The organism is Dyadobacter fermentans DSM 18053, assembly GCF_000023125.1.
In the GTDB taxonomy this organism is placed as follows: domain Bacteria; phylum Bacteroidota; class Bacteroidia; order Cytophagales; family Spirosomataceae; genus Dyadobacter; species Dyadobacter fermentans.
This window is the reverse complement of the sequence record NC_013037.1, coordinates 3,145,034-3,166,504: the sequence shown is the minus strand read 5'-3', so window position 1 is coordinate 3,166,504 and position 21,471 is coordinate 3,145,034. Positions and strand designations below refer to the sequence as shown.

Below are 21,471 nucleotides of genomic sequence, written 5' to 3'. Positions count from 1 at the left end.
GGAAGGGGTGCGGACAGGACGTCCGTGCCCCTTCCGTCGTTTTAAGTATTATCACAGATTATCGTGCGGACGCTGCCTGCGATTCTTAAAAATGGCGTAATTTTCGGGTCGATTTATCCGAGTTCGTTGTAATGGCTTTATTTTCAAGGTTTTCCAGATTATTATTCCTTCTTTTTGTCACCGTTTCCGCATCATCTTCATGGGCGCAGGAGTTGCGCTACACTTTTGAAAAAGGCCTGATGGGCTCGCCGTTCAAGCTGGTGTTTTACGCAGCCAACGATTCCATAGCCCGTATCGCAGCCAATAATGCGTTTGGGAGGGTGGAGGAGCTGAACGAGATCATGAGCGACTACCGCGACGGCAGTGAGATCAATCGCCTTTCGGCGACTTCGGGCAGTGGCAAGTGGGTGCCGGTGAGCAAGGACCTTTTCGATATCCTGGCCATTTCGCAGGACATCAGCGCCAAAACCGGCGGCGTTTTCGATGCTACCCTTGGGCCGGTAGTGCAAATGTGGCGGCGTGCCACGCGCAAAGGCATTTTCCCGCCGGAGGACGAGATCCGCGACGCATTGGCACGCACGGGTTATACCAAAATGAAAATGGATGCCCGGACACGGAGCATTATGCTTACCCAGAAGGGCATGAGGCTCGACATTGGCGGTCTTGGGAAGGGCTACGCCGCGGAAGAGGCGATTAAGGAATTACAAAAGCTGGGAATCACTTCGGCGATGATGGACGCAGGCGGAAAAATCGTGCTGACCAACCCGCCGCCGGGCTCGAAGGGTTGGAACATCAATGTCTCCAACGGCAGCGATTCGCTGGCAGCCATGCAGCTCTCGAATGTGGCGCTGGCTACTTCCGGCCCCACTTATCGGTATATGGAATACAAAGGCGTGCGCTATTCGCATATTGTCGACCCTAAAACGGGTATCGGACTGCTGTTTCACGTACGTACAACCGTCATCTCGCCCGATGGCACCATTGCCGACGCGCTTGCGACGGCATTTAGCGTGGCGGGTATTCAAAAGAGCAAACGGTATCTCAAACGTTTCAAAGGGAGCAAGGTTTGGCTCGTCGAGAAGCAGGGCGACCGGCTGGCTGAATGGAATATGCTCGACTAGGCGTCGGGCTCGGCGTCAGCCCTGGTTTGTTTTTTGCTGACAAAGCAAAAAAAGACCGACAACCATGGAAACCCTTACCCAACTTTTCGGAGAAGGTGAAAATCAGACCGTCCTCCAAATGTCGCTCCGGGCGGTGGTGATTTTCGTCATCACGCTGCTGCTGCTGCGCATTGCCGGAAGGCGCTCTTTCGGCATGAAATCCCCGTTTGACAACATCATCGTGATCCTCCTCGGCGCCATTTTGAGTCGCGCGGTGGTGGGTGCGTCCGAATTTTTGCCTACTATTACTGCGGCGACGGTTATCGCCGTGCTGCACCGGCTGGGGGCCTGGTTCGGGACGCTGGACCTGCGTTTTGGCGCACTCATCAAAGGCACGAAGATCGTCCTGTTCCGCGACGGCAAGCTCGAACACGAGAACATGCGGCGTGCATTGGTCAGTGAATCAGATCTTTATGCGAGTTTGCGAAGTAGTATGCATGTCGAAGACTTTGAAACCATCGAAAGCGCCTACATGGAAATCAACGGACAAATCAGCTTTGTGAAGAAGAATAGCAAATAGGATAAAACAGATAAATATTAGTTTCAAATATATATTTTAAATGCTTGTTTAAATTTATTATTTAAATCGTTTGGCATTGTTGTTTCAATTGCCCAATTTTGAACTGTTGATTCAATGAGCAGCTGCAATCATTAACAAGAAACCTAACACACCGGAATCGTGAAGTGCGTTACAGAAAAAAGTGAAGACAGGATAAGGGAAGCGGCGAAGCGTGTTTTTCTGAAAAAGGGTTTTGACGGCACCACCTCGCGTGACATTGCGAAGGAGGCCGATATGAACATTGCATTGACCAACTACTATTTCAGGAGCAAGGAAAAGCTGTTTCTGGAAATATTCAAAGATGTGCTAGAAGACTATTTCCAGCGGATGCTCGCGATCCTGAACAAGGAGACTGATATAAAAAATAAGATTTCGGAGCTGATCGACAACGACTTCGAAATGATGAAAAAGGAGCCCGACCTGGTAATTTTCATCATGAACGAAATGCACAAGGCGCCTCAGCGACTGTTTCCGGATATGTCGATATTCCGGCAGGTGCGGGAAAGTTACCTGAAAAAGCAGATCGAAGAGGGAGTGGCTAACGGCACGTTGCGGGCCATGGACCTGGAACACATTCTTCCGCTGATCAAATGCGGTGTAGAATTCATTTTCATGGGCCGGGAAATTCACAAGGAGCTGTTTCAAATGACCGACCAGGAATTTGAAAAGTATGCGCAGGAACAGAAAGAGCACATTAAGGCAATGGTGTGCAACTACCTCGTGTTGAAGTAGGATTTTTTTTGCCGCTTCATTAAACAAACATTTAAAATAAACATTTGTTCAAGCCATGAAACACCTGTTCCATGTCACAGGAATGCTATGCCTGATGCTTTTTCAACGAACGGAAGCGCAGGAATACGACCTGAACCAACTGCTCGACCTGGCTATGAAAAACGACTTTACCGTGCAAACGGCGCAGTTGGATGAAGCAAAGGTGAATGCGCAGATCAGCGAGGTGAAAGCGGGCATGCTGCCTACGCTCAATGTGTCGGGGGATTACAAGCGATACTTCAAAATCCCGGGCCAGGTGGTGCCGGCGAGTGCGTTCGGCGGGCCCGAGGGACAGTTTACCACGCTTGCATTCGGGTTGCCGTATAACCTGTCGACCACGGCGCAAGTGACTCAGGCTCTGTATAATCCATCCCTTAAATACGCATTGAAAGCCGCCAGTCTAAACCGCGAACTGACCTCGCTCAGCACCACGAAAACGAAGGAAGATGTGGCTTATAACGTAACCGACGCCTATTATAGCCTCGTGACCGTGTCGCAGCAAATGGCGTTTCTGGACAGCAACCTCATTTCCCTCGATCGATTGTATAAAGTGTCGGACCTCCTATATCAGAACAAGTTAGGCCAGCGCGTGGATGTGGACAGGATTTTGATCAACAAAACAAGCACGCAAACGCAGCAGGCAACGCTTCGGGACAATTACAACCAGCTTGTTAACCTTTTGAAATACTACGCAGGCATTCCTCAAAACGATTCTTTGCGTATAATGATAAGCGTTCGTGATGTGGCGTTGCCGACCTATGCCGATTGGGACAAAACCAGACGCACTGACGTGGCATTGCTGCAAAAGCAAAAAGACCTTAACGAATTGCAGGACAAGAATATACGCTCTGGCCTGATCCCGACCGTAAATGCCTACGGCGTGGCAAACATGGCCTTCTACGCACAAGGCGGCGAGAACTCAACCTTCCAGGATGTACCGGGCTACTGGGCCGGTTTGCAGCTCAACTGGAATGTGTTCGATGGCCTGGCCCGAAGGGCGAAACGCAGCCAGAATATGATCGACAAGCAGAAGCTCGACGTGCAGCTCCGGCAGGTTAGCGAGGTCATTCAAATGGAAGAAAACAATGCACGCAACAAGTTCGGCGTGGAGCAAAAGAACATCAATGCCAAAAAAGACCAGGTAGCGCTTGCCGAAAAAGTGTACAAGCAAATCCAGCTGCAATTCAAGGAAGGAACGGTGTCGCTCACGGACGTGATCCAGGCCGAAAACAGCCTCCTCGACGCGCAAAACAACTACCTGACATCACTCGTACAACTCCTGAAAGCCGAGCTCGAATGGAAAAAAGCCACCGGGCAACTCGTTCAGAAATAACATTATACTTCATCAATCTTGCCGTATTCATCAACAACTAAAAATTAATGATTGAATGATTGAATGACTGAATGACCGAATAGTCGATCAGTTCATTCTTTCATTCAGTCAGAAAAATCACCATTCGAGCATCCCAAATTCACTCATCGCTCCGGCGACCCGGTCACACATTCAATCATTCAATCATTCAATCATTCAATCATTCGGTCATTCAATCATTCAATCATTAACAAATGAAACGCCTACTCATCTTCCTGGGAATTATTGCCGTGCTGGGGCTTACGGCGGCGAAGTTGCTGAGCAACAAGGAAAAAACGGAGCAAAAAGTGTATATCCCCGATCCTGATCCCAAGGTAGGGGTGAAGGTGGCCGTGGCAGAGGTGCGTGATTTGTCGCAGGAATCGGGTTTTTTGGGGTCGTTTAATCCTAACCGGAAGGCGGAAATCCGTCCGCAGGCCAGCGGCGAGATCGTGAAATTGAATGTGGAAGTAGGCCAGCATGTGGCGGCAGGTCAGCTGATTGCCAAAATCGACGACGAGCAGCTGCATTACCAGGTGGAAGCATTGCAGGTGACTTTGGAAGGTTATCAGAACGATTTGAAACGCTATGAAGCATTGGTGAAAGGCGATGCAGTGCCGGCAGTGAACATCGAGCGCACCCAGCTGAGCATCCGCAGCACGCAGGCGCAGATCAAGCAATTGAACAAACAGATTAAAAACACCAGCATTATCGCCCCGTTCGGCGGCATTATCACGGCCAAAATGGTGGAAAAAGGCTCGGTAGTAAGCCAGGGAACGCCCATCGCGGAAATTACCGACATTTCTTCATTGAAACTGGTGGTAAATATCCCGGAGAAATCGGTAAATGAGTTCAAAACCGGTAAAAGGATTCCCGTGCGTACGGATGTGTACCCGCATGCGAATTTCAACGGCCGCGTGACGATGGTAGCCGCACAGGGCGACGAGGCGCACAATTATCCGGTAGAAATCACCGTGCAGAATTCAGGTGCCAATCCATTGAAGGCCGGTATGTACGGCTCGATTGCGAGCGATTCGAAGGTGAAGGGCGAGGCATTGGCCGTGCCGCGGCAGGCCATTATGGGCTCGGCGAAGCAGCCGCAACTATATGTAGTCGAAAACGGCAAGGCCGCATTGCGCGACGTGAGTGTGGGCGCGACGACGAACGAATACTACGAAATCACCAAAGGTCTCAAAGCCGGCGACCGCGTGGTGACGAGCGGGCAGATCAACCTGCAAAACGGCACATCGGTTATTGCGCAATAACACTTCATCAACAAACTCATGAAATTCATTGAAACCATTCTGAAGCGCCCTTCGATGATCATCGTGTTGTTCGCGATTCTGTTCATCGGCGGGTTGGCTTCTTACAATCAGCTCAGCTATGTGCTGCTGCCGGAATTTTCCGTTCCGACGATTACCATTACCACATTATATCCAGGCGCGGCGCCCACGGAGGTAGAGGCCGAGGTCAGCAAGAAGATCGAGGATGCGGTGTCCGGCCTGGATAATATTGAAGACGTGACTTCCAAATCCATGGAAAGCGCCTCGCTCGTGATCGTGCAGTTTAAGGCGGGTACCGACATTGACAAGGCATTGGAAGATGCCCAGCGCGATGTGAACAACATGCTCAGCGACCTGCCCGACGATGCGGAAACGCCCTCATTGTCCAAAATCTCGCCGAGCGACCAGCCCATTATGCAGCTTCTGGCGACGTCCAGCCTGCCCAACGAAGTTTTTTACCAGCAGGTAGAAGACAAATACCTGCCGATGTTGCAGCAGATCGAAGGCGTGGCGGAGATCACCATGACCGGCGGCGACCAGCGCGAGATCCGTATTAATGTCAATAATGATAAACTGCGTTTTTACGGCTTGTCGCTGTTGCAGGTGACACAGGCCATTAACCAGGCCAACCTCGACTTTCCGACCGGAAAAGTAAAAAGCACGTCGGAAAATATGACGCTCCGACTTGCAGGTAAGTTTGCCTCGCTCGATGACATTCGCAACCTCGTGATCACCTCTCCCGTGAGTGGCAGCCCGATCCGCGTGGGGGATGTGGCCAACATTACCGACGGCCTTACCGACGCCGAGAGCATCAGCCGGTACAATGGCGTGAACGGGATTGGGTTGTTTATCAAAAAACAATCCGATGCCAATGCCGTGGAAATCAGTAAAACCGTGCAGGAGAAACTGGCGTCCATTGAGAAGGTGAATGCCAAAGATAAGGTCAAATTCGCCATCGCTTACGACAGTTCGATATTCACACTGGAATCTGTGGAAGCGGTGACGCACGACCTGGTGATCGCGGTAATTCTTGTGGCGGTGGTAATGCTGTTGTTCCTGCACAGCTTCCGGAACGCATTCATCGTAATGGTGTCGGTACCGGCCTCGCTCATTGCCGCATTCTTGTTTATGTATGTGATGGGCTACTCGCTTAACCTGATGACGCTGCTTGCACTTTCGCTCGTGATTGGTATCCTTGTGGATGACTCCATTGTGATCCTGGAAAACATCCAGCGGCATTTGGAAATGGGTAAAAACCGCTGGGATGCCACGGTGGAAGGAGTTACGGAGATTGGCTTTGCGGCGTTGGCCATTACGCTCGTGATCGTGGTCGTGTTCGTGCCGATCACGATGGTAAACTCGGTGATCGCGGACTTGCTGCGCCAGTTTTCGCTCACGGTGGCATTTGCGACGATGGTCAGCTTGCTCGTTAGTTTTACATTAACGCCATGGATGACGTCCAACATGGCGAAAGTCGAACATTTGAACCCCAAAAATCCCGCGCAGGCTTTCCTGATCTGGTTTGAAAAAGGTTTGACGGCGTTGACCAAATGGTACCACGGCTCCCTGCAATGGGTGCTGGGCCATAAGCTGGCATTCTCGGGCATTCTGGTGGCGATTGTGGTGATGACCGGCTGGGTGATGAGCCTGGGCATTATCGGGTCGGAGTTTGTGGCGGAGGGTGACCAGGGGAAATTCCTGCTCACGATGAAGCTCGACAAAAGCGCCTCATTGCAACAAAACAACCTCACCGCGCGAAGCATTGAAGACTACCTGCGTCAGAAACCGGAGGTGAAAACGATTTTCGCGAACGTGGGCGGCGCGAGTACCGGCCTAAGCAGCTCCGGCCGCGGCGAAACCAACCGCACCGAATTGACCGTTGAGCTTACCCCCGTGTCGGAGCGCCAGAATGCACAACCGACGGAAGATTATATGCTGGCCGTGCGAAAGGAATTGGAACAAAAATTCGCTGGCGTGGAATTCAACTCCGCGGCCATCGGGATGGTGAATTCCGGCACGGCGCCCATTGAAATATTCCTGAGCGGCGATAACCTGGACAAAATTCTCGCCTCTGCCAACGACCTCGCCAACCGCCTCCGCAAAACGCCCGGCGTAAACGACGTGAACGTGTCCGTAGAAGCAGGTAACCCCGAAGTACGCGTGGACATCGACCGTGAAAAAATGGCGAAACTGGGATTGGACATTCAAACAGTAGGCGCAACCATGCAGAATGCATTCGCCGGCAACGACGATTCCAAATTCCGCGATGGGGGAGAGGACTACGATATCCGCATTATGCTCGACGCATTCGACCGCAAAAATCCGGAAGATGTGAAGGCGATCACATTTTATAGCCCGGTGGCTAAGCAATCCGTGCAGCTGGCTCAGTTTGCCGATGTAACGCTCAGCACTGGCCCAAGTATTGTAGAGCGCAAAAACCGTCGTTCATCCGTCACAGTCACCGCCAATACATTAGGGATTGGATCGGGAACTTTGGTGAGTAATATTCAGGCCGGTTTAAAGGAAAATCCGCTCCCGGACGACATTATACTTACCTGGGGCGGCGACGCCAAAAACCAGAGCGAAGGCTTCGGTTCACTGGGGCTGGCAATGTTGGCAGGGCTCATGCTGGTATATTTCATCATGGTGCTGCTTTACGACAGTTTTGTGTACCCGTTTGTGGTACTGTTCTCGATCCCGGTAGCGGTGATCGGGGCGCTGCTCGCGCTGGCATTGTCATCGTCCAATATCGGGATATTCGCGATGCTTGGGATGCTGATGCTCATAGGATTGGTGGTGAAGAATGCGATCCTGATCGTCGACTTTGCCAACCAGCAAAAGGCCGAGGGCGTACCGTTCCGCAAGGCCATTCTGACAGCCGGGGAGGAGCGTCTGAGGCCGATCCTGATGACCACGATCGCGATGGTGATCGGGATGGTGCCGATCGCGACTGCAACGGGCGCCGGGGCCGAATGGAAGAATTCCCTGGCATGGGTGCTCATCGGCGGTCTCACCAGTTCGATGATCCTCACGATTTACCTCGTGCCGATGGCGTACTACCTGGTAGATCGCCTCGGGGAAAAGTGGAATGCGTGGCGCGCCAAGTCGGGCAGGGTACAGGAAAGCGTTGTAGTGGAAGAAATTTAAGGAAACTGAGTCTGGTAACATGAAAAAATTAATGTTTTGTTCGGCTTCTTTAAATTCGCACTCCAAACGCAAAGTCGGTCAGAGCTTGGTGGTTATAGGTGTAGGCACGGAAACAGGGCAAAACATTTTTTTTCTTTTTACCCGAAAAATACAAAATGAACGGGTATTTTAATGAACTAGTCCGCCCGGTATTGGGTTTAACTCTTAACCCGAATTATTGCCGATTCAAAATACTAGTTTCTCAACGGCAGAAACGAATTATTCAAAGGCAATAGATGATGGGTCAACAAGCGTAAAAATCAATGTACAGACTCACGATCTAATAGTACAAAACATGGGAAATAAAAGCTACAACACCAACTGACTTGCCTGATGTCTCTATCAGGCCGCAGCCTGATGCCGGTAGGCACCCCACTAAAACAAGCTGTTGATTCTGACACAAATTACTTATGGGTAAAATCTTAAATAATCGCATCGCCGAATTCAAAGACCCGGCGATCGCAAGAGCAAAAGGTGTATATCCTTTTTTCAGACCGATCGAGTCCGGACAGGACACAGAGGTTATCATCAACGGGAAGCCGGTCCTCATGTTCGGATCCAATTCCTACCTGGGACTCACTTCCCATCCCTACATCATCGAAGCGTCGCAAAAAGCCGCGCAGAAATACGGAACAGGTTGCGCGGGCTCGCGCTTCCTCAACGGAACCCTCGATATCCACGAGGAGCTGGAACGCCGCCTCGCCAAATACACTGGCAAAGAAGGAGCAGTGCTGTTCAGCACCGGTTATCAGGCCAACCTGGGTGCATTATCCTGCCTCACAGGCCGTAACGACTACCTCATCCTCGACGAAAGCGACCATGCTTCCATTATCGACGGAAGCCGCCTGTCGTTCTCGAAAGTGATCAAATACAAGCACAACGACATGGACGACCTGCGCAAAAAGCTGGCGCTCCTGCCCGAGGAAGCTGTGAAACTGATCGCGACCGACGGTATTTTCAGTATGGAAGGGGACATCGTCAAACTCCCTGAACTGAATGCGATCGCACAGGAATACGATGCAACAGTGCTCGTGGACGACGCACACAGCCTGGGTGTAATCGGTGAAAAGGGCGCGGGAACTGCTTCTTATTTTGGATTAACCGAAACAACGGACCTCATTATGGGAACATTCAGCAAGTCGCTGGCTTCGCTGGGAGGTTTCATTGCCGGTGACGCCGCCACTATCGACTACCTGAAACACCGCGCGCGCTCGCTCATGTTCAGCGCGAGCATGACGCCCGCGTCCGTGGGAAGCACATTGGCCGCTTTGGATATTATCGAGACGGAACCGCACCACATGGAACGCCTTTGGGCCAATACCAGATACGCCAAAGAGTTGCTGCTCGTGAATGGTTTCGACCTGGGCGCAACCGAAAGCCCGATCCTGCCGCTGTACATCCGCGACAACGAGAAGACTTTCATCATGACACGCAGATTGCAGGACGAGGGGGTTTTCGTGAACCCGGTGGTTTCGCCAGGGGTACGCCCGGAACAGTCGCTGATCCGTTTCTCGCTCATGGCTACGCATACATTCAGCCAGATTGAGGAGGCAGTGGATAAAATGTCCCGCATTTACCGTGAGGTTTGTCCCGACGCTATTATCGAAAGACAAAGACTATGACCCGCATAGCCCCCGTAAACTCTCCGAAGGAATTAGGCAAGTTCATTGATTTCCCGCATGATCTGTATCAGCACGATCCGAATTATGTACCGGAATTGTTCATTGCACAAAAAGACATGCTCACGCCGGGTAAGCACCCGTTTCATGAGCATTCGGAGGTAAAATTATTTCTCTCCTACGACGGAGACAAAGTGAACGGAAGGATAGCGGCGATTTATAATACAAACCACAATGAGTTTACCAACCGGAAAGACGGCTTTTTCGGTTTTTTCGACACGGTGAACGACCAGCAGGTGGTGGATGCGCTTTTGAAGGAAGCCACCGCCTGGGTAAAGCAAAAAGGGGCTGACACGCTCGTAGGGCCGGTGAATTTATCCACCAACGAAACCTGCGGACTGCTGATCGAAGGTTACGACCGGCCGCCGATGGCGATGATGCCCTACAATGCACCTTATTATCTGCCATTGCTCGAAAAGGCCGGTTTGATGAAGAAAACCGACTTGCTGGCCTACGAAATCAATGTGGCGGATTCGAATGACAAGTCTGTGCGGATGATCGATGCATTGGAAGGCAGGCTCCAACGAAGCGGGATCACGATCCGGCAGGTGAATCTGAAAGACTTCAAAAACGAAGTCGTGAAGATCCGCGAGGTGTATAACAAGGCATGGGACAAAAACCTGGGTTTTGTACCAACTACCGAGGCGGAATTTGAATACCTGGCCAAGGACCTGAAAATGATCCTTGATCCGAGGTATTGTCTGGTGGCTGAAAAGGATAACGAACTGGTCGGATTTATACTCGGTATTCCGGATATCAACCAGATTCTGATCAAAATCAAGCGCGGACGTTTGTTGCCTACCGGGATTTTCAAATTGCTGTTTGGCAAAAAGAACATCACACGCATCCGCGTGCTCACGCTCGGGGTGATTGACGGCTACCGCAAAATGGGCATCGAAGCCTGCTTGTACGGCCGCGTGATCAAGAACACCTACGGCACCAAAGTGACGGGCGGGGAATGCTCGTGGATGCTGGAAGACAATTACATGATGAACCACGCCATCGAGCAGATCAACGGGAAGCTGTACAAACGGTACAGATTGTTTGAAAAACCGATATGAAGGAAAAGCTATTCATCACAGGGGCCAGCGGATTTATAGGTTACCACCTGGTAGCAGCGGCACTCGAAGCAGGCATGGAAGTCCATGCGGCGGTGAGGCCCAGCAGCGACCTGAGTTTCCTTAAAAAGCTGAATGCAGATCCGAAGGACCTCGTGTATGTGAATGCTGATTTTACTTCGAAAGATAAATTGAAAAAGCTGCTGGAAGATGGCGGTTATGCCTACATCATCCACGCGGCGGGAGTGACCAAAGCCAAAACCGCTGCTGCCTACAACCAGGTGAATGCAGATTACTCGCTGAACCTCGCGCAGGCGGCCGTGTCCGTGGACGTTCCGTTGAAGCGGTTTGTGTTTTTGAGCAGCCTCGCGGCATTAGGCCCGGCGGCTTACAATGCAGCCCAGCCGATTACGGAAGAAACCTTGCCTGTTCCGGTGACGGATTACGGAAGAAGCAAGCTGTTGGCTGAGCAATACCTGAAAACAGTGAATGGCCTGCCGCTGAGCATTATCCGCCCGACAGCAGTGTATGGCCCCGGCGAAAAGGACCTGTTCGTCCTTTTTAAAACACTCAGCAAAGGGCTGGATGCCTACATCGGCAAAGGCCCGCAACGGTTGAGTTTCGTATATGTGACAGACCTCGTGACGGCTACCATGGCGGCATTGAGGGAAACGGACAAGGGAATGACTGTTTACAATATCTCGGACGGACAGGCATATGACCGTTACGCATTGGCAGACCAGTTCAGGGCCATCAGCGGGAAGACCATTTTCCGCACGCACCTGCCGCTGCTGCTCGTCGAAATGGTAGCCAGGTTCCTGGATCTTGTTTATGCAAAATCATCAACAACACCGGTTTTAAACCAAGAAAAACTAAAAGAACTCACAGCCCCTAACTGGATATGTAGCATAGATGCGGCCCGAAGTCGCCTGCATTACCAACCGCAATACAATCTGCACCGAGGCCTCGCAGAGACATTGACCTGGTATAAGGAGAATAAGTGGCTCTAACCTAGCGTACCCGCCTGATCATGCACTGCGACCGGCAATCTGCCGGGACGATTGAAGCGTAATTGATCCAAAACAGGCAGGGCAGTCCAAACATGTGACGAACGTTCCAACATGAAAGCAATCAACAAGTCGATGTGGCAGTATATACTCATGGTGATCAGCATCTTGCAGATCGGCGCGGGACTGGCCAATGCACAATCGACGACTACTATAAAAGGTACCGTTACAGATGCGAAAACCGGGGAAACCCTGCCGTTCGTGTCGATCCTTATCCCGGGAACTACCATGGGGACCGCCTCCGATGCCGATGGCCGTTACGCATTGACCCTGCGCGAAGACCACGCCACGATCAAATTCACTTATGTAGGTTATGTAGCCATCGAAAAGCCGATCAAGCCGGGCGTAAGCCAGACGATCGACGTGAAAATGGCCGTGGATGCCTCCATGCTCAAAGAAGTGACCGTTAAAACCAAAGCCCGCTACCGCAACAAGGATAATCCGGCGGTGCAGCTTATACGCGAGGTGATCGCGCACAAGGATGAGAACAGGCCATCGAGCAACAACTTTTTGGAATACGAACAATACGAGAAGATTTCGCTCGCATTGAGCAACCTTTCCGACCAGTTCAAGGAGAAACGCATTTTCAGGAATTACCAGTTTTTGTTCAAAAGCCAGGATTCCTCGGCGATGGGCGGCAAAAATATGCTTCCGGCCTACATTCAGGAGAAACTCTCTAAGGTCTATTTCCGGAAAAGTCCTTATAACAAGAAACAATACGTGCTGGCCAACCGCCGGGCGGAATTCGATGCCAAGTTTGTGGATAACGATGGTTTGAGCGCTTATTTCAACCGTTTGTACGAAGATGTCAACATTTACGACAACGACATCTCCATTGCCACCAACCTGCTGCTGAGCCCGATCGCGAACTCCGCACCGACATTCTATAAGTTCTTCATCCGCGACACCGTGAAAACGAGCACGCCGTGGCTGATTGAGCTGGGTTTTGTGCCACGCAACAAAACGGATATGCTTTTTGAAGGTAAACTATTCATTACCCTAGATGGTAAGTACGGCGTGCAGAATGCCTATCTGACGGTCAACAAAGACATTAACCTCAACTTCATGCGCGACCTCGAAGCGCGTCTGGAATTTGAGAAAGGCGACGACGGCCGGTATTTCATGACCAAGTCGACCCTCGCAATGGAATTTGCATTGGGCGAGAAAAACGGCGGCTTGTACGGTCAGCGCACGGTGAATTTCAAGGATTACATCATCAACCAGCCGCAGCCCGACAGCATTTACCGTGGGCCGGGCGAGGAAATCGTGTACAATCCGGAGGTGAAGACCAATGAGGATTTCTGGGCGAGCAAGCGCCACATCCCACTGGAACGCACCGAGCAGGACATTTACAAGAATATCGACACGCTGCAAACCATCCCGTCATTCAAGCGCACGATGGATATTGCTACCCTCTTCCTTTCCGGCTACAAGTCATTCGGCGCGGTAGAAGTGGGGCCGGTGAACACGTTTTACAGTTTCAACCCTGTGGAAGGTTTCCGCCTCCGTTTCGGTGGCCGTACCACCACGGATCTGAGCAAGCGCGTGTATTTCGAAACTTACGCGGCTTATGGTTTCAAGGACCGGAAATGGAAGTACTTTCTGAGCGGAACCTATTCATTTAATAATAAATCGGTTTACCACTTCCCGCTGCATTACATCCGGGCGAGCTTCCAGCGCGACACCAAAATTCCCGGTCAGGAGTTGCAGTTTGTGCAGGAGGATAACTTTCTGTTGTCGTTCAAGCGCGGGGATAATAACCGGTGGTTGTACAACGATATTTACAAACTGGAATACGTGCGCGAGTTCGAGAGCCGCTTTTCCTACAAAATCGGTTTCACCCAATGGAGACAAACTCCCGCCGGCGTGCTGCGCTACGAGCGGATGGGCGAAGGCGGCGAACTACAACGCGCCGAATCACTGAATAATACGGAGGCGAACATCGAGCTGCGCTACGCGCCGAAAGAGCAATATTACCAGGGCAAGCTGTACCGCACGCCGATCATCAACAAGTACCCGATTTTCACATTGCGCTACAATGCAGGTTTGAAAGGCGTTTTTGAAGGTGAAAACAACTACCATAATGTGGCATTGAACATTCAGAAGCGGTTCTACCTGTCGCAATTCGGCTTCGCGGACATTACGGCGGAGGGCGGTTATATTTTTGGTAATCAAATCCAGTTTCCGCTGCTCACCATCCACCGCGCCAACCAGACTTACGCTTACCAGCTGAATTCATACAACCTGATGAACTTCCTGGAATTCGCGAGCGACCATTACGCGAGCCTGGATGTGCAATATTATCTCAATGGCTTTTTGTTTAATAAAATACCATTGCTGAAAAAGCTGAAACTGCGTGAGGTAGTGAGCTTCAAAGGGCTGGTAGGCGGCTTGCGGGATGAAAACAATCCGGCGTTCAATCCGGGCTTGTACCGCTTCGCGAGCGATGCCGACGGCCGGCCGATCACTTATACATTGTCGCGCGAGCCTTATATCGAAGGCAGCGTGGGTATTGCCAACATTTTCAAGCTGTTGCGTGTGGATCTGGTAAAACGTTTTACGTACCTCGACAATCCGAATGTGTCGGAATGGGGTATCCGGGCGCGGTTCAGGCTTGATTTTTAAGGCATTGATTTTAAAAGAGACACCAATTATGAATTACGCAATTATAGCAGCAGGGGAAGGATCGCGGCTGGCGAAGGAAGGATTCACACTTCCCAAACCAATGGTGAGCCTGCACGGCGAAATGCTGATCGACCGGCTGATCGGGATTTTCATGCGGAACAATGCAACGAAAATCATGGTCATCGTAAACGAAGAATCGCCGCTGCTGGAAATGCATTTGATGGGATTGGCCGAAAACCTGCCTATCCAAATCGTGAGGAAATCGACGCCGAGCTCGCTGCACAGTGTGTACGAGCTGTTCAAAGGCGATCCGGAGCTGAGCGAAGTGTGCCTGACTACAACAGATACTGTTTTCAGAGAAGAAGAATTCAGCGCATTCATTTCTGAATTTGAAGAAAACACAACACTGGAAGGCCAGATGGCCGTAACTGCATTTATCGACGACGAAAGCCCTCTGTACGTGGCAGTTGACGACGACGATCGCATTACTGCATTCACTGATGATAATAGTACCGATACCCCGTTTGTTTCAGGCGGGATTTATTGTCTCAGGAGGAAAGCGATTGAAACCGTGAATGCGGCTGTGGAAAATGGCGTGAGCCGGATGCGGAACTTCCAGCGGCAGCTTGTGGCGGATGGCCTGCATTTGAAAGCATATCCATTTACTAAAATCGTGGATGTGGACCACGTGAGCGACATCCAGACGGCCGAGCTGTTTCTGAGCGGCGAGGCGGTTTACTAGCAACAGCATTAGCACACACGAACTGACACCAATTTTTTACGAACAGACCGGGGCGTTTTGCCGGTCAACACCATTAGATGAACGAATTAGAAATTCTGGGCGTGCACCGAAACAAAAAGTTCTCGCCCAACCATATCGGGAACGACGATGCGATTTTCACCCAAACGGCCAAAGAGCTCGAAAAACTGGGATGCCGCATTACTATCTGTTGTGAAGATGAGTTCCTGGCGATGGAAACAGTGAATTACAGTAAGATTTTCACCATGGCGCGCCAAAAGCAGGTCGTGGCGAAGTTGCAGGAACTGGAAAAAAACGGCACGCAGATATTGAATTCCGCATTCGGGATCGAAAACTGCTTCCGCACCAACCTGACCAATGCATTGAACAACGCCCACATTCCGGTAGCCGATAGCTACATTGTACCGACCGACTACCAGGGTGACGAGGTTTTTGACAAAATTAAAGGAAAAGGCTACTGGATCAAGCGCGGCGATTTCCACGCTATCCACAAGGAAGATGTGTCGTTTGCCGCATCGCGCGAGGAAGCCAAAGAGATTTTGCGGGAATACGCATTGCGCGAGATTCCCGATGCGGTGATCTCCCAGCATTTGGTGGGTGATTTGGTCAAATTTTACGGGGTTAGGGGCACGGATTTCTTTTTCTGGTTCTACCCGTACGATGCCAACCACCACAAGTACGCGGAATACCAGCAGATCAATGGCGATTCGGTGTATTACCCGTTCAGCGCGGAAGGTTTGCAGAACACCGCCAACGAAGCGGCGGGCGTAGTAGGAATAGATATCTATGGGGGCGATGCCATCATCGGGAAGGACGGCGATTACCGCATCATCGACCTGAACGACTGGCCGAGTTTCGCACCGTGCCGCGACCAGGCTGCCGGACACATTGCCGGACGGCTTTATGAAAGATTTTTGAACAACAATTAATGGAGACAACCACCACACCACGACCACTCGCAGAAGAACCCGAAAAGACCTCGGCATTCGAAAACTCGTTGAAATCGAATGATACCGAGGAGAAGATCGATATCTGGTTTTACCGGCCGATCGGCTACCAAATCGCGCTGTTTTGTGCGAAAGTAGGCCTGCGCCCGAACCCGGTGACGATCATCAGCATTTTCTTCGGCGTGGCGGCGGGGATCATGTTCTACCCGCAGGAACTGTGGATCAATGTGATCGGGATGCTGTCGCTGATGTTTGCCAACTCGCTCGACAGCGCCGACGGCCAGCTCGCGCGCATGACGAACGACAAGAGCCGCCTGGGCCGCATTCTCGACGGTGCTGCGGGCGATTTCTGGTTCATCGCCATTCACATTGCGATCTGCTTGCGGAGCATGGAAGAGGGGTGGAGCGCGTGGATATGGGTGCCGGGCGTGGTAGCGGGTGCCTCGCACGTGGTGCAATCGGCGATGGCGGATTACTACCGCAATGTGCATTTGTTCTTCATCAAAGGCACCAGCGGCAGCGAGCTAGACAATAGCCGCGATCTGCAAAAGGAATATGACCAATTGAGCTGGTCGCGCGATTTCGGGATGAAACTCGTAGCCCGGACGTACCTGAATTATACCAAACAACAGGAATTCTTCTCGCCGAAGCTGCAAAAGCTGCTGGCGGTGGTGAAGGAAAAGTACCAGAACGGCCTGCCTGCGAACGTGGTCACCGATTTCCGTGCGCAGAACAAGCCCTTAATGAAATATACCAATATCGTCCAGTTCAATACGCGGGTGATATTCCTGTTCCTCTGGCTGTTCCTGGACCAGTCGTGGATCTATTTCTTTTTCGACATTTTCATTCTCAACCCGATCCTGATATACATGATCGTACGCCAGGAAAAGGTGAGTTCACATTTTTACAAGGAGATAACCTCCGGCAAGTACAATGGGTAGCAAGTTGTATAAAGCCCTTTTCATGGCAATCGGCATATTCTCGCTGGGCTATATGATTTATGGCACCGGGTTGCTCGTGATTTGGGAAAACATCAACCGCACGGGCATCTGGTTTTTGCCGGTGATCGGGAGCTGGCTGGTGATCTACATCCTGAACGCCCTTGCATTCCGGGCGATCATCCGCGAGCCGCACTTGCCGGAAACGAACATGTCGTTCTGGTCCGTGCTTCGGCTGACGATCTCGGGCTATGCGATCAACTACATTACGCCATTCGTGGCGCTGGGCGGCGAGCCGTACCGCATTATGGAGCTAAAACCGACGCTCGGCATTCAGAAGGCCACTTCCTCGGTGCTGCTGTACAGTTTGATGCACATGTTTTCGCACGTGCTGTTCTGGCTGGCCTCCATTGTGCTCATTGTGGCGGTAGTTCCATTGAGCGACGTCATGCTGGCGGGCTGCGCCATTCTGCTGGTGGTAGGGTTGATTTTAGGGTATTGGTTTATTAATGTATACAAAAAAGGCTTCACAGTGAGCACATTCCGCTTGCTGGAAAAGGTGCCTTTTATTAAAAACAAAGCACGTGAGTTCGCCACTAAAAATGCGGAGACGCTGTATGAAGTCGACGACCAAATCCGTGTGCTGTATTCGGATCGCCGGGATGCATTCTACGCTTCGCTGTTCTATGAATTTGTAGCAAGGGTGATCGGCTGTCTGGAAATCTATTTCACAGCCCACGCCATCGGGATGGATATGACATTGGCGCAATCGCTCATCGTGAGCTCCGGCTCGTCGCTGTTCGCCAACCTGATCTTCTTCTTCCCGATGCAGCTCGGTACCCGCGAAGGCGGCCTCGCATTGGCATTGAGAAGCGTGGGATTGCCCGCGGCGCAAGGGATTTTTATAGGAGTGGTTTTGAGAATCAGAGAGATCGTCTGGATCATTATCGGCTTAGCTCTCATTAATAGGAAAACAAAAAACAATCAAATAGACAACCCAGATCAAAAACTGGAACCAGTTCCTATTAGCTCTAACTGATTTGATTGATCCTTCCTTCCCCGGAACAAAATCCGGGGCGATGGGATGGACGTGCCTCCGGCACTGAATGATTAAGAAGTGCCGGAGGCACGTCGCATGTCAAACAGCCAGGGATTTCAATCCCTGGAAAATGATATAGAAAAATGATAAAAGGAATATTATTTGATTACGGCGGAACGATCGATACGAATGGCTTGCATTGGGCCAATGTGTTATGGGACGCTTACGTGCATAATCAGGTAAAGGTTGACAAAGAAGCATTTGCGAGTGCATACAAGTTTGGCGAGAGGGCATTGGCTATCCATCCGATTATCCAGCCGCATCATGTGTTTTATGATGTGCTGTTTCTGAAAGTAGAGCAGCAGTTTGGCTACCTGAAAGAAAACGGATACGAGCTGGACAGCCAGGCCATCGAGGCCATCGCCCGCGAATGCGACCGCGTCGCACGCACTAGTGTTGAAAAGGCAGCGCCGGAACTGGCAAAACTGGCTGCCGGATACCCCCTCGTGATGGTTTCCAACTTTTACGGAAACCTGAACAGCGTTTTGAAGGAATTTGGCATTGCGCATTATTTCCAGTCTGTCGTGGAATCGGCAGTGGTCGGCGTCCGGAAGCCCGACCCCGCCATATGGCAGCTGGGCGTGGAGGCGCAGGGCTTTCTTCCGCATGAATGCGTGGCCGTAGGCGATTCGTATTCCAAAGACATTCTGCCTGCGAAGGCAACGGGCGCGAAGGCGATCTGGCTGAATGTGGCGGGGTTCGAAGACGATGCCGAAGCGCAGGTATCGGTGGCCGATGCCGAAATTACAGATTTCGCCCAGGTGGCTGACACCATTAAAAACCTGGGTTAATAATTCACTTTTCCCAGGCATCTTAATGCCTGGCAGAAAAATAAAATGAAAAGTACCATGTACGACATTTGTACCATCGGGCATATCACTTTGGATAAAGTGGTTACTGCCCAGTCTGTCAAGTATATGCCCGGGGGCACTTCGTTCTATTTCTCGAAGGCGCTCCGGCAGTTCGACGTCCGCTATATGCTCGTAACGGCATTGGCCGAAAAGGAAGCCCATGTTGTGGCCGGCCTGCGGGAGGAGAACATCGAAGTTTTTTCCCAGAACAGTCCTTACACCGTTTATTTCGAAAACATTTACAGCGCCAACCAGGACCACCGCGAGCAGAATGTGCTGCACAAGGCTGCACCATTCACCGTGTCGCAAATGCCGGCCATTGAAGCGAAATACTTCCATCTGGGACCTTTGCTTTCGGACGACATTACCGTGGACCTTATTAAAATGCTGGCCGCAAAAGGCAAGGTTTCGCTCGACATTCAGGGTTACCTGCGCTATGTGAAAGACCAGAAGGTGCTTTACAAGGATTGGGAAGATAAAAAAGAAGCATTGCCTTACATCGACATCCTCAAAGCCAACGAGTTCGAGATGGAGGTAGTTGCTGGGACCAGCGACGTGATCGAAGGTGCGAAATACCTCGCCGATCTGGGTGTGAAAGAAGTAATCATCACCCTCGGCAGCAAAGGCTCTTTGATTTACAAAGACAACCATTTTTACCAGATACCAGCCTACAAACCGACCGATGTAGTGGACGCCACCGGCTGCGGCGACACCTATATGGCGGGCTACCTCAGTCAGCGCGTACAAGGTGCGGGCGTGCAGGAAGCAGGGGAGTTCGGGGCGGCGATGGCCACGCTGAAAATCCAGTCGTCGGGGCCGTTCTCGGGTAATGCCGGTGATGTGCACGAAGTATTGCAGTACGGCGAATGCGACCGTGAAGTGATCGCGCAAGCCATTTTATTATAATATCCACCCAAGTCATGAAATCCATACTCAGCATTCTGATGGCGCTCAGCCTGACGCTTGTTTCGTATGCAGGAGGATCAGCAGACAAGAAAGACCGCACCAACGCCACGGACCCGGACGATTTTCCGGTGCCCAACGAGGTGCCCGGGTTGCTTTTTTACATCCAGCGCGATCCGAATACGAATACAATTTGTTATCAGCTTAACGTCGACAAACAAGGAAAACTTAGCGAGAAAAACCCCGTCAACACATTCTGGATCAGGTACCCGGAAGGCGGGGTGAAGAAAGATCTCAATTATTTGCAGCGTAAATTTGCATACGGTATCAATTCCAAAGCGATCGGTAATGCAAGCTATGAACTGCGGTCGGTAGCGTACTCTAAATTACCGCTCTATCTCCGCAGGGACAACCGCAACGAGTATCACGTGTATACCAGCATCGATAAGCGTGAATGCATCCTCAAAAGGGTGTTCATCCGCATCGACGGCGGTACGTTCTGGTCGCCCAATGTGCTCTACATCGAGCTGAAGGGCACCGAAATCGCCACCGGTAAAACGATAATTCAGCGAATAAAGCCATCCTGACATGCGTAAAAACTATGTCTCCAATTCCACGGAATCTTCAAGGATGTTTAAAAGCGACTTCCTCGAAGCGTTTTCCAAGGTACATTATTCGGTGCCCCTTTTCATTTTCATACCAGTGATCGTTTATTTCTCCTGGAAAGCACTTGGTCCGGGGGAAATGGCCTGGTATACTTTTGTTGGCGTAGTATTCGCGGGGCTGTTCTTCTGGACGTTCACCGAATACTTTATGCACCGGTTCGTGTTTCATTTTACACCCCGCGGCAAGGTGATGGAGCGCATCCATTTCATTTTCCACGGCGTGCATCATGATTACCCCAACGACGCCAAAAGGCTGGTAATGCCGCCATCGGTGAGCATTCCGCTGGCAACGGCATTCTATTTTCTGTTCACTGTTTTTTTGAGTGAATACTATGTGGCGGCGTTTTTTTCGGGGTTTATGGCAGGTTATCTTTTCTATGATATGAGCCACTATGCGTTGCATCATGCCAATTTCAAATCCGGGTTCTGGAAGAAATTAAAAAGGCATCACATGCAACATCATTATTCGGATGCTAGTAAAGGTTACGGTGTAAGTTCAGATATTTGGGACAGGGTTTTCGATTCAAACGAAGGCCGCGCCCCGAGATCTAACTAATCTAACTGTAACT

General features: G+C 51.1%; 18 protein-coding genes. All 18 read left to right on the top strand.

Annotation, left to right across the window (positions count from 1 at the left end; all coding sequences use genetic code 11):
- The first annotated feature begins 131 nt into the window (after positions 1 to 131).
- The 18 genes from DFER_RS12655 (at position 132) to DFER_RS12570 (ending at position 21,458) form a co-directional block, all read left to right on the top strand.
- Positions 132 to 1,121, top strand: coding sequence for an FAD:protein FMN transferase (locus DFER_RS12655; RefSeq protein WP_015812031.1), 990 nt, complete (start codon positions 132 to 134; stop codon positions 1,119 to 1,121).
- 64 nt (positions 1,122 to 1,185) lie between these two features.
- Complete coding sequence (locus DFER_RS12650; RefSeq protein WP_015812030.1) at positions 1,186 to 1,680, top strand: DUF421 domain-containing protein; 495 nt, start codon at positions 1,186 to 1,188, stop codon at positions 1,678 to 1,680.
- Positions 1,681 to 1,839: 159 nt separating this feature from the next.
- The gene (locus tag DFER_RS12645) at positions 1,840 to 2,451 is read left to right on the top strand and encodes a TetR/AcrR family transcriptional regulator (protein ID WP_015812029.1); all 612 of its coding nucleotides are present in this window, start codon (positions 1,840 to 1,842) and stop codon (positions 2,449 to 2,451) included.
- A gap of 55 nt (positions 2,452 to 2,506) precedes the next feature.
- Complete coding sequence (locus DFER_RS12640) at positions 2,507 to 3,823, top strand: TolC family protein (protein WP_015812028.1); 1,317 nt, start codon at positions 2,507 to 2,509, stop codon at positions 3,821 to 3,823.
- Positions 3,824 to 4,056: 233 nt separating this feature from the next.
- Positions 4,057 to 5,106: an efflux RND transporter periplasmic adaptor subunit gene (locus tag DFER_RS12635; protein WP_015812027.1), complete on the top strand. Its 1,050-nt coding sequence runs from the start codon at positions 4,057 to 4,059 to the stop codon at positions 5,104 to 5,106.
- An 18-nt stretch (positions 5,107 to 5,124) separates the two neighbouring features.
- Positions 5,125 to 8,271: an efflux RND transporter permease subunit gene (locus DFER_RS12630; protein ID WP_015812026.1), complete on the top strand. Its 3,147-nt coding sequence runs from the start codon at positions 5,125 to 5,127 to the stop codon at positions 8,269 to 8,271.
- Between the two features lie 449 nt (positions 8,272 to 8,720).
- Positions 8,721 to 9,932, top strand: a complete 1,212-nt coding sequence (gene spt, locus DFER_RS12625; RefSeq protein WP_015812025.1) for a serine palmitoyltransferase — start codon at positions 8,721 to 8,723, stop codon at positions 9,930 to 9,932.
- Complete coding sequence (locus tag DFER_RS12620) at positions 9,929 to 11,050, top strand: GNAT family N-acetyltransferase (protein ID WP_015812024.1); 1,122 nt, start codon at positions 9,929 to 9,931, stop codon at positions 11,048 to 11,050. The genes spt and DFER_RS12620 overlap by 4 nt, the downstream gene beginning before the upstream one ends.
- Entirely contained in the window at positions 11,047 to 12,057 is a 1,011-nt protein-coding gene (locus tag DFER_RS12615) for an NAD-dependent epimerase/dehydratase family protein (protein ID WP_015812023.1), read from the top strand. Before DFER_RS12620 ends, DFER_RS12615 begins: the two co-directional genes overlap by 4 nt.
- Before the next feature lie 111 nt (positions 12,058 to 12,168).
- Positions 12,169 to 14,739 (top strand): DUF5686 and carboxypeptidase-like regulatory domain-containing protein, encoded by a 2,571-nt coding sequence (locus DFER_RS12610; protein ID WP_015812022.1) that lies wholly within the window; start codon positions 12,169 to 12,171, stop codon positions 14,737 to 14,739.
- A 28-nt stretch (positions 14,740 to 14,767) separates the two neighbouring features.
- Positions 14,768 to 15,481 (top strand): nucleotidyltransferase family protein, encoded by a 714-nt coding sequence (locus DFER_RS12605; RefSeq protein ID WP_015812021.1) that lies wholly within the window; start codon positions 14,768 to 14,770, stop codon positions 15,479 to 15,481.
- Between the two features lie 77 nt (positions 15,482 to 15,558).
- Positions 15,559 to 16,428 (top strand): hypothetical protein, encoded by an 870-nt coding sequence (locus DFER_RS12600; protein ID WP_015812020.1) that lies wholly within the window; start codon positions 15,559 to 15,561, stop codon positions 16,426 to 16,428.
- Complete coding sequence (locus DFER_RS12595; RefSeq protein ID WP_015812019.1) at positions 16,428 to 17,387, top strand: CDP-alcohol phosphatidyltransferase family protein; 960 nt, start codon at positions 16,428 to 16,430, stop codon at positions 17,385 to 17,387. Before DFER_RS12600 ends, DFER_RS12595 begins: the two co-directional genes overlap by 1 nt.
- 22 nt (positions 17,388 to 17,409) lie before the next feature.
- A complete protein-coding gene (locus tag DFER_RS12590) occupies positions 17,410 to 18,423 on the top strand; it encodes a lysylphosphatidylglycerol synthase transmembrane domain-containing protein (RefSeq protein ID WP_229206240.1) in 1,014 nt (337 codons plus the stop codon).
- Positions 18,424 to 18,566: 143 nt separating this feature from the next.
- Positions 18,567 to 19,274 carry an HAD family hydrolase gene (locus DFER_RS12585; protein WP_015812017.1) on the top strand — a complete coding sequence of 236 codons (708 nt, stop codon included), beginning with the start codon at positions 18,567 to 18,569 and terminating at the stop codon, positions 19,272 to 19,274.
- 45 nt (positions 19,275 to 19,319) lie between these two features.
- On the top strand, positions 19,320 to 20,240 hold the full coding sequence (locus DFER_RS12580) for a PfkB family carbohydrate kinase (RefSeq protein WP_015812016.1): 921 nt from the start codon (positions 19,320 to 19,322) through the stop codon (positions 20,238 to 20,240).
- 14 nt (positions 20,241 to 20,254) lie between these two features.
- Positions 20,255 to 20,824 (top strand): DUF4833 domain-containing protein, encoded by a 570-nt coding sequence (locus tag DFER_RS12575; protein WP_015812015.1) that lies wholly within the window; start codon positions 20,255 to 20,257, stop codon positions 20,822 to 20,824.
- A gap of 1 nt (position 20,825) precedes the next feature.
- Complete coding sequence (locus DFER_RS12570; protein ID WP_015812014.1) at positions 20,826 to 21,458, top strand: sterol desaturase family protein; 633 nt, start codon at positions 20,826 to 20,828, stop codon at positions 21,456 to 21,458.
- The last annotated feature ends 13 nt before the right edge of the window (positions 21,459 to 21,471 follow it).

What these genes read in the sequence shown, in the direction of transcription:
- spt (WP_015812025.1), top strand. Translation starts at nt 8,721, where the DNA reads ATGGGTAAAATCTTAAATAATCGCATCGCCGAATTCAAAGACCCGGCG.
- DFER_RS12610 (WP_015812022.1), top strand. Translation starts at nt 12,169, where the DNA reads ATGAAAGCAATCAACAAGTCGATGTGGCAGTATATACTCATGGTGATC.
- DFER_RS12635 (WP_015812027.1), top strand. Translation starts at nt 4,057, where the DNA reads ATGAAACGCCTACTCATCTTCCTGGGAATTATTGCCGTGCTGGGGCTT.
- DFER_RS12630 (WP_015812026.1), top strand. Translation starts at nt 5,125, where the DNA reads ATGAAATTCATTGAAACCATTCTGAAGCGCCCTTCGATGATCATCGTG.
- DFER_RS12655 (WP_015812031.1), top strand. Translation starts at nt 132, where the DNA reads ATGGCTTTATTTTCAAGGTTTTCCAGATTATTATTCCTTCTTTTTGTC.
- DFER_RS12595 (WP_015812019.1), top strand. Translation starts at nt 16,428, where the DNA reads ATGGAGACAACCACCACACCACGACCACTCGCAGAAGAACCCGAAAAG.
- DFER_RS12575 (WP_015812015.1), top strand. Translation starts at nt 20,255, where the DNA reads ATGAAATCCATACTCAGCATTCTGATGGCGCTCAGCCTGACGCTTGTT.
- DFER_RS12585 (WP_015812017.1), top strand. Translation starts at nt 18,567, where the DNA reads ATGATAAAAGGAATATTATTTGATTACGGCGGAACGATCGATACGAAT.
- DFER_RS12615 (WP_015812023.1), top strand. Translation starts at nt 11,047, where the DNA reads ATGAAGGAAAAGCTATTCATCACAGGGGCCAGCGGATTTATAGGTTAC.
- DFER_RS12590 (WP_229206240.1), top strand. Translation starts at nt 17,410, where the DNA reads ATGGCAATCGGCATATTCTCGCTGGGCTATATGATTTATGGCACCGGG.
- DFER_RS12620 (WP_015812024.1), top strand. Translation starts at nt 9,929, where the DNA reads ATGACCCGCATAGCCCCCGTAAACTCTCCGAAGGAATTAGGCAAGTTC.
- DFER_RS12640 (WP_015812028.1), top strand. Translation starts at nt 2,507, where the DNA reads ATGAAACACCTGTTCCATGTCACAGGAATGCTATGCCTGATGCTTTTT.
- DFER_RS12650 (WP_015812030.1), top strand. Translation starts at nt 1,186, where the DNA reads ATGGAAACCCTTACCCAACTTTTCGGAGAAGGTGAAAATCAGACCGTC.
- DFER_RS12605 (WP_015812021.1), top strand. Translation starts at nt 14,768, where the DNA reads ATGAATTACGCAATTATAGCAGCAGGGGAAGGATCGCGGCTGGCGAAG.
- DFER_RS12580 (WP_015812016.1), top strand. Translation starts at nt 19,320, where the DNA reads ATGAAAAGTACCATGTACGACATTTGTACCATCGGGCATATCACTTTG.
- DFER_RS12570 (WP_015812014.1), top strand. Translation starts at nt 20,826, where the DNA reads ATGCGTAAAAACTATGTCTCCAATTCCACGGAATCTTCAAGGATGTTT.
- DFER_RS12600 (WP_015812020.1), top strand. Translation starts at nt 15,559, where the DNA reads ATGAACGAATTAGAAATTCTGGGCGTGCACCGAAACAAAAAGTTCTCG.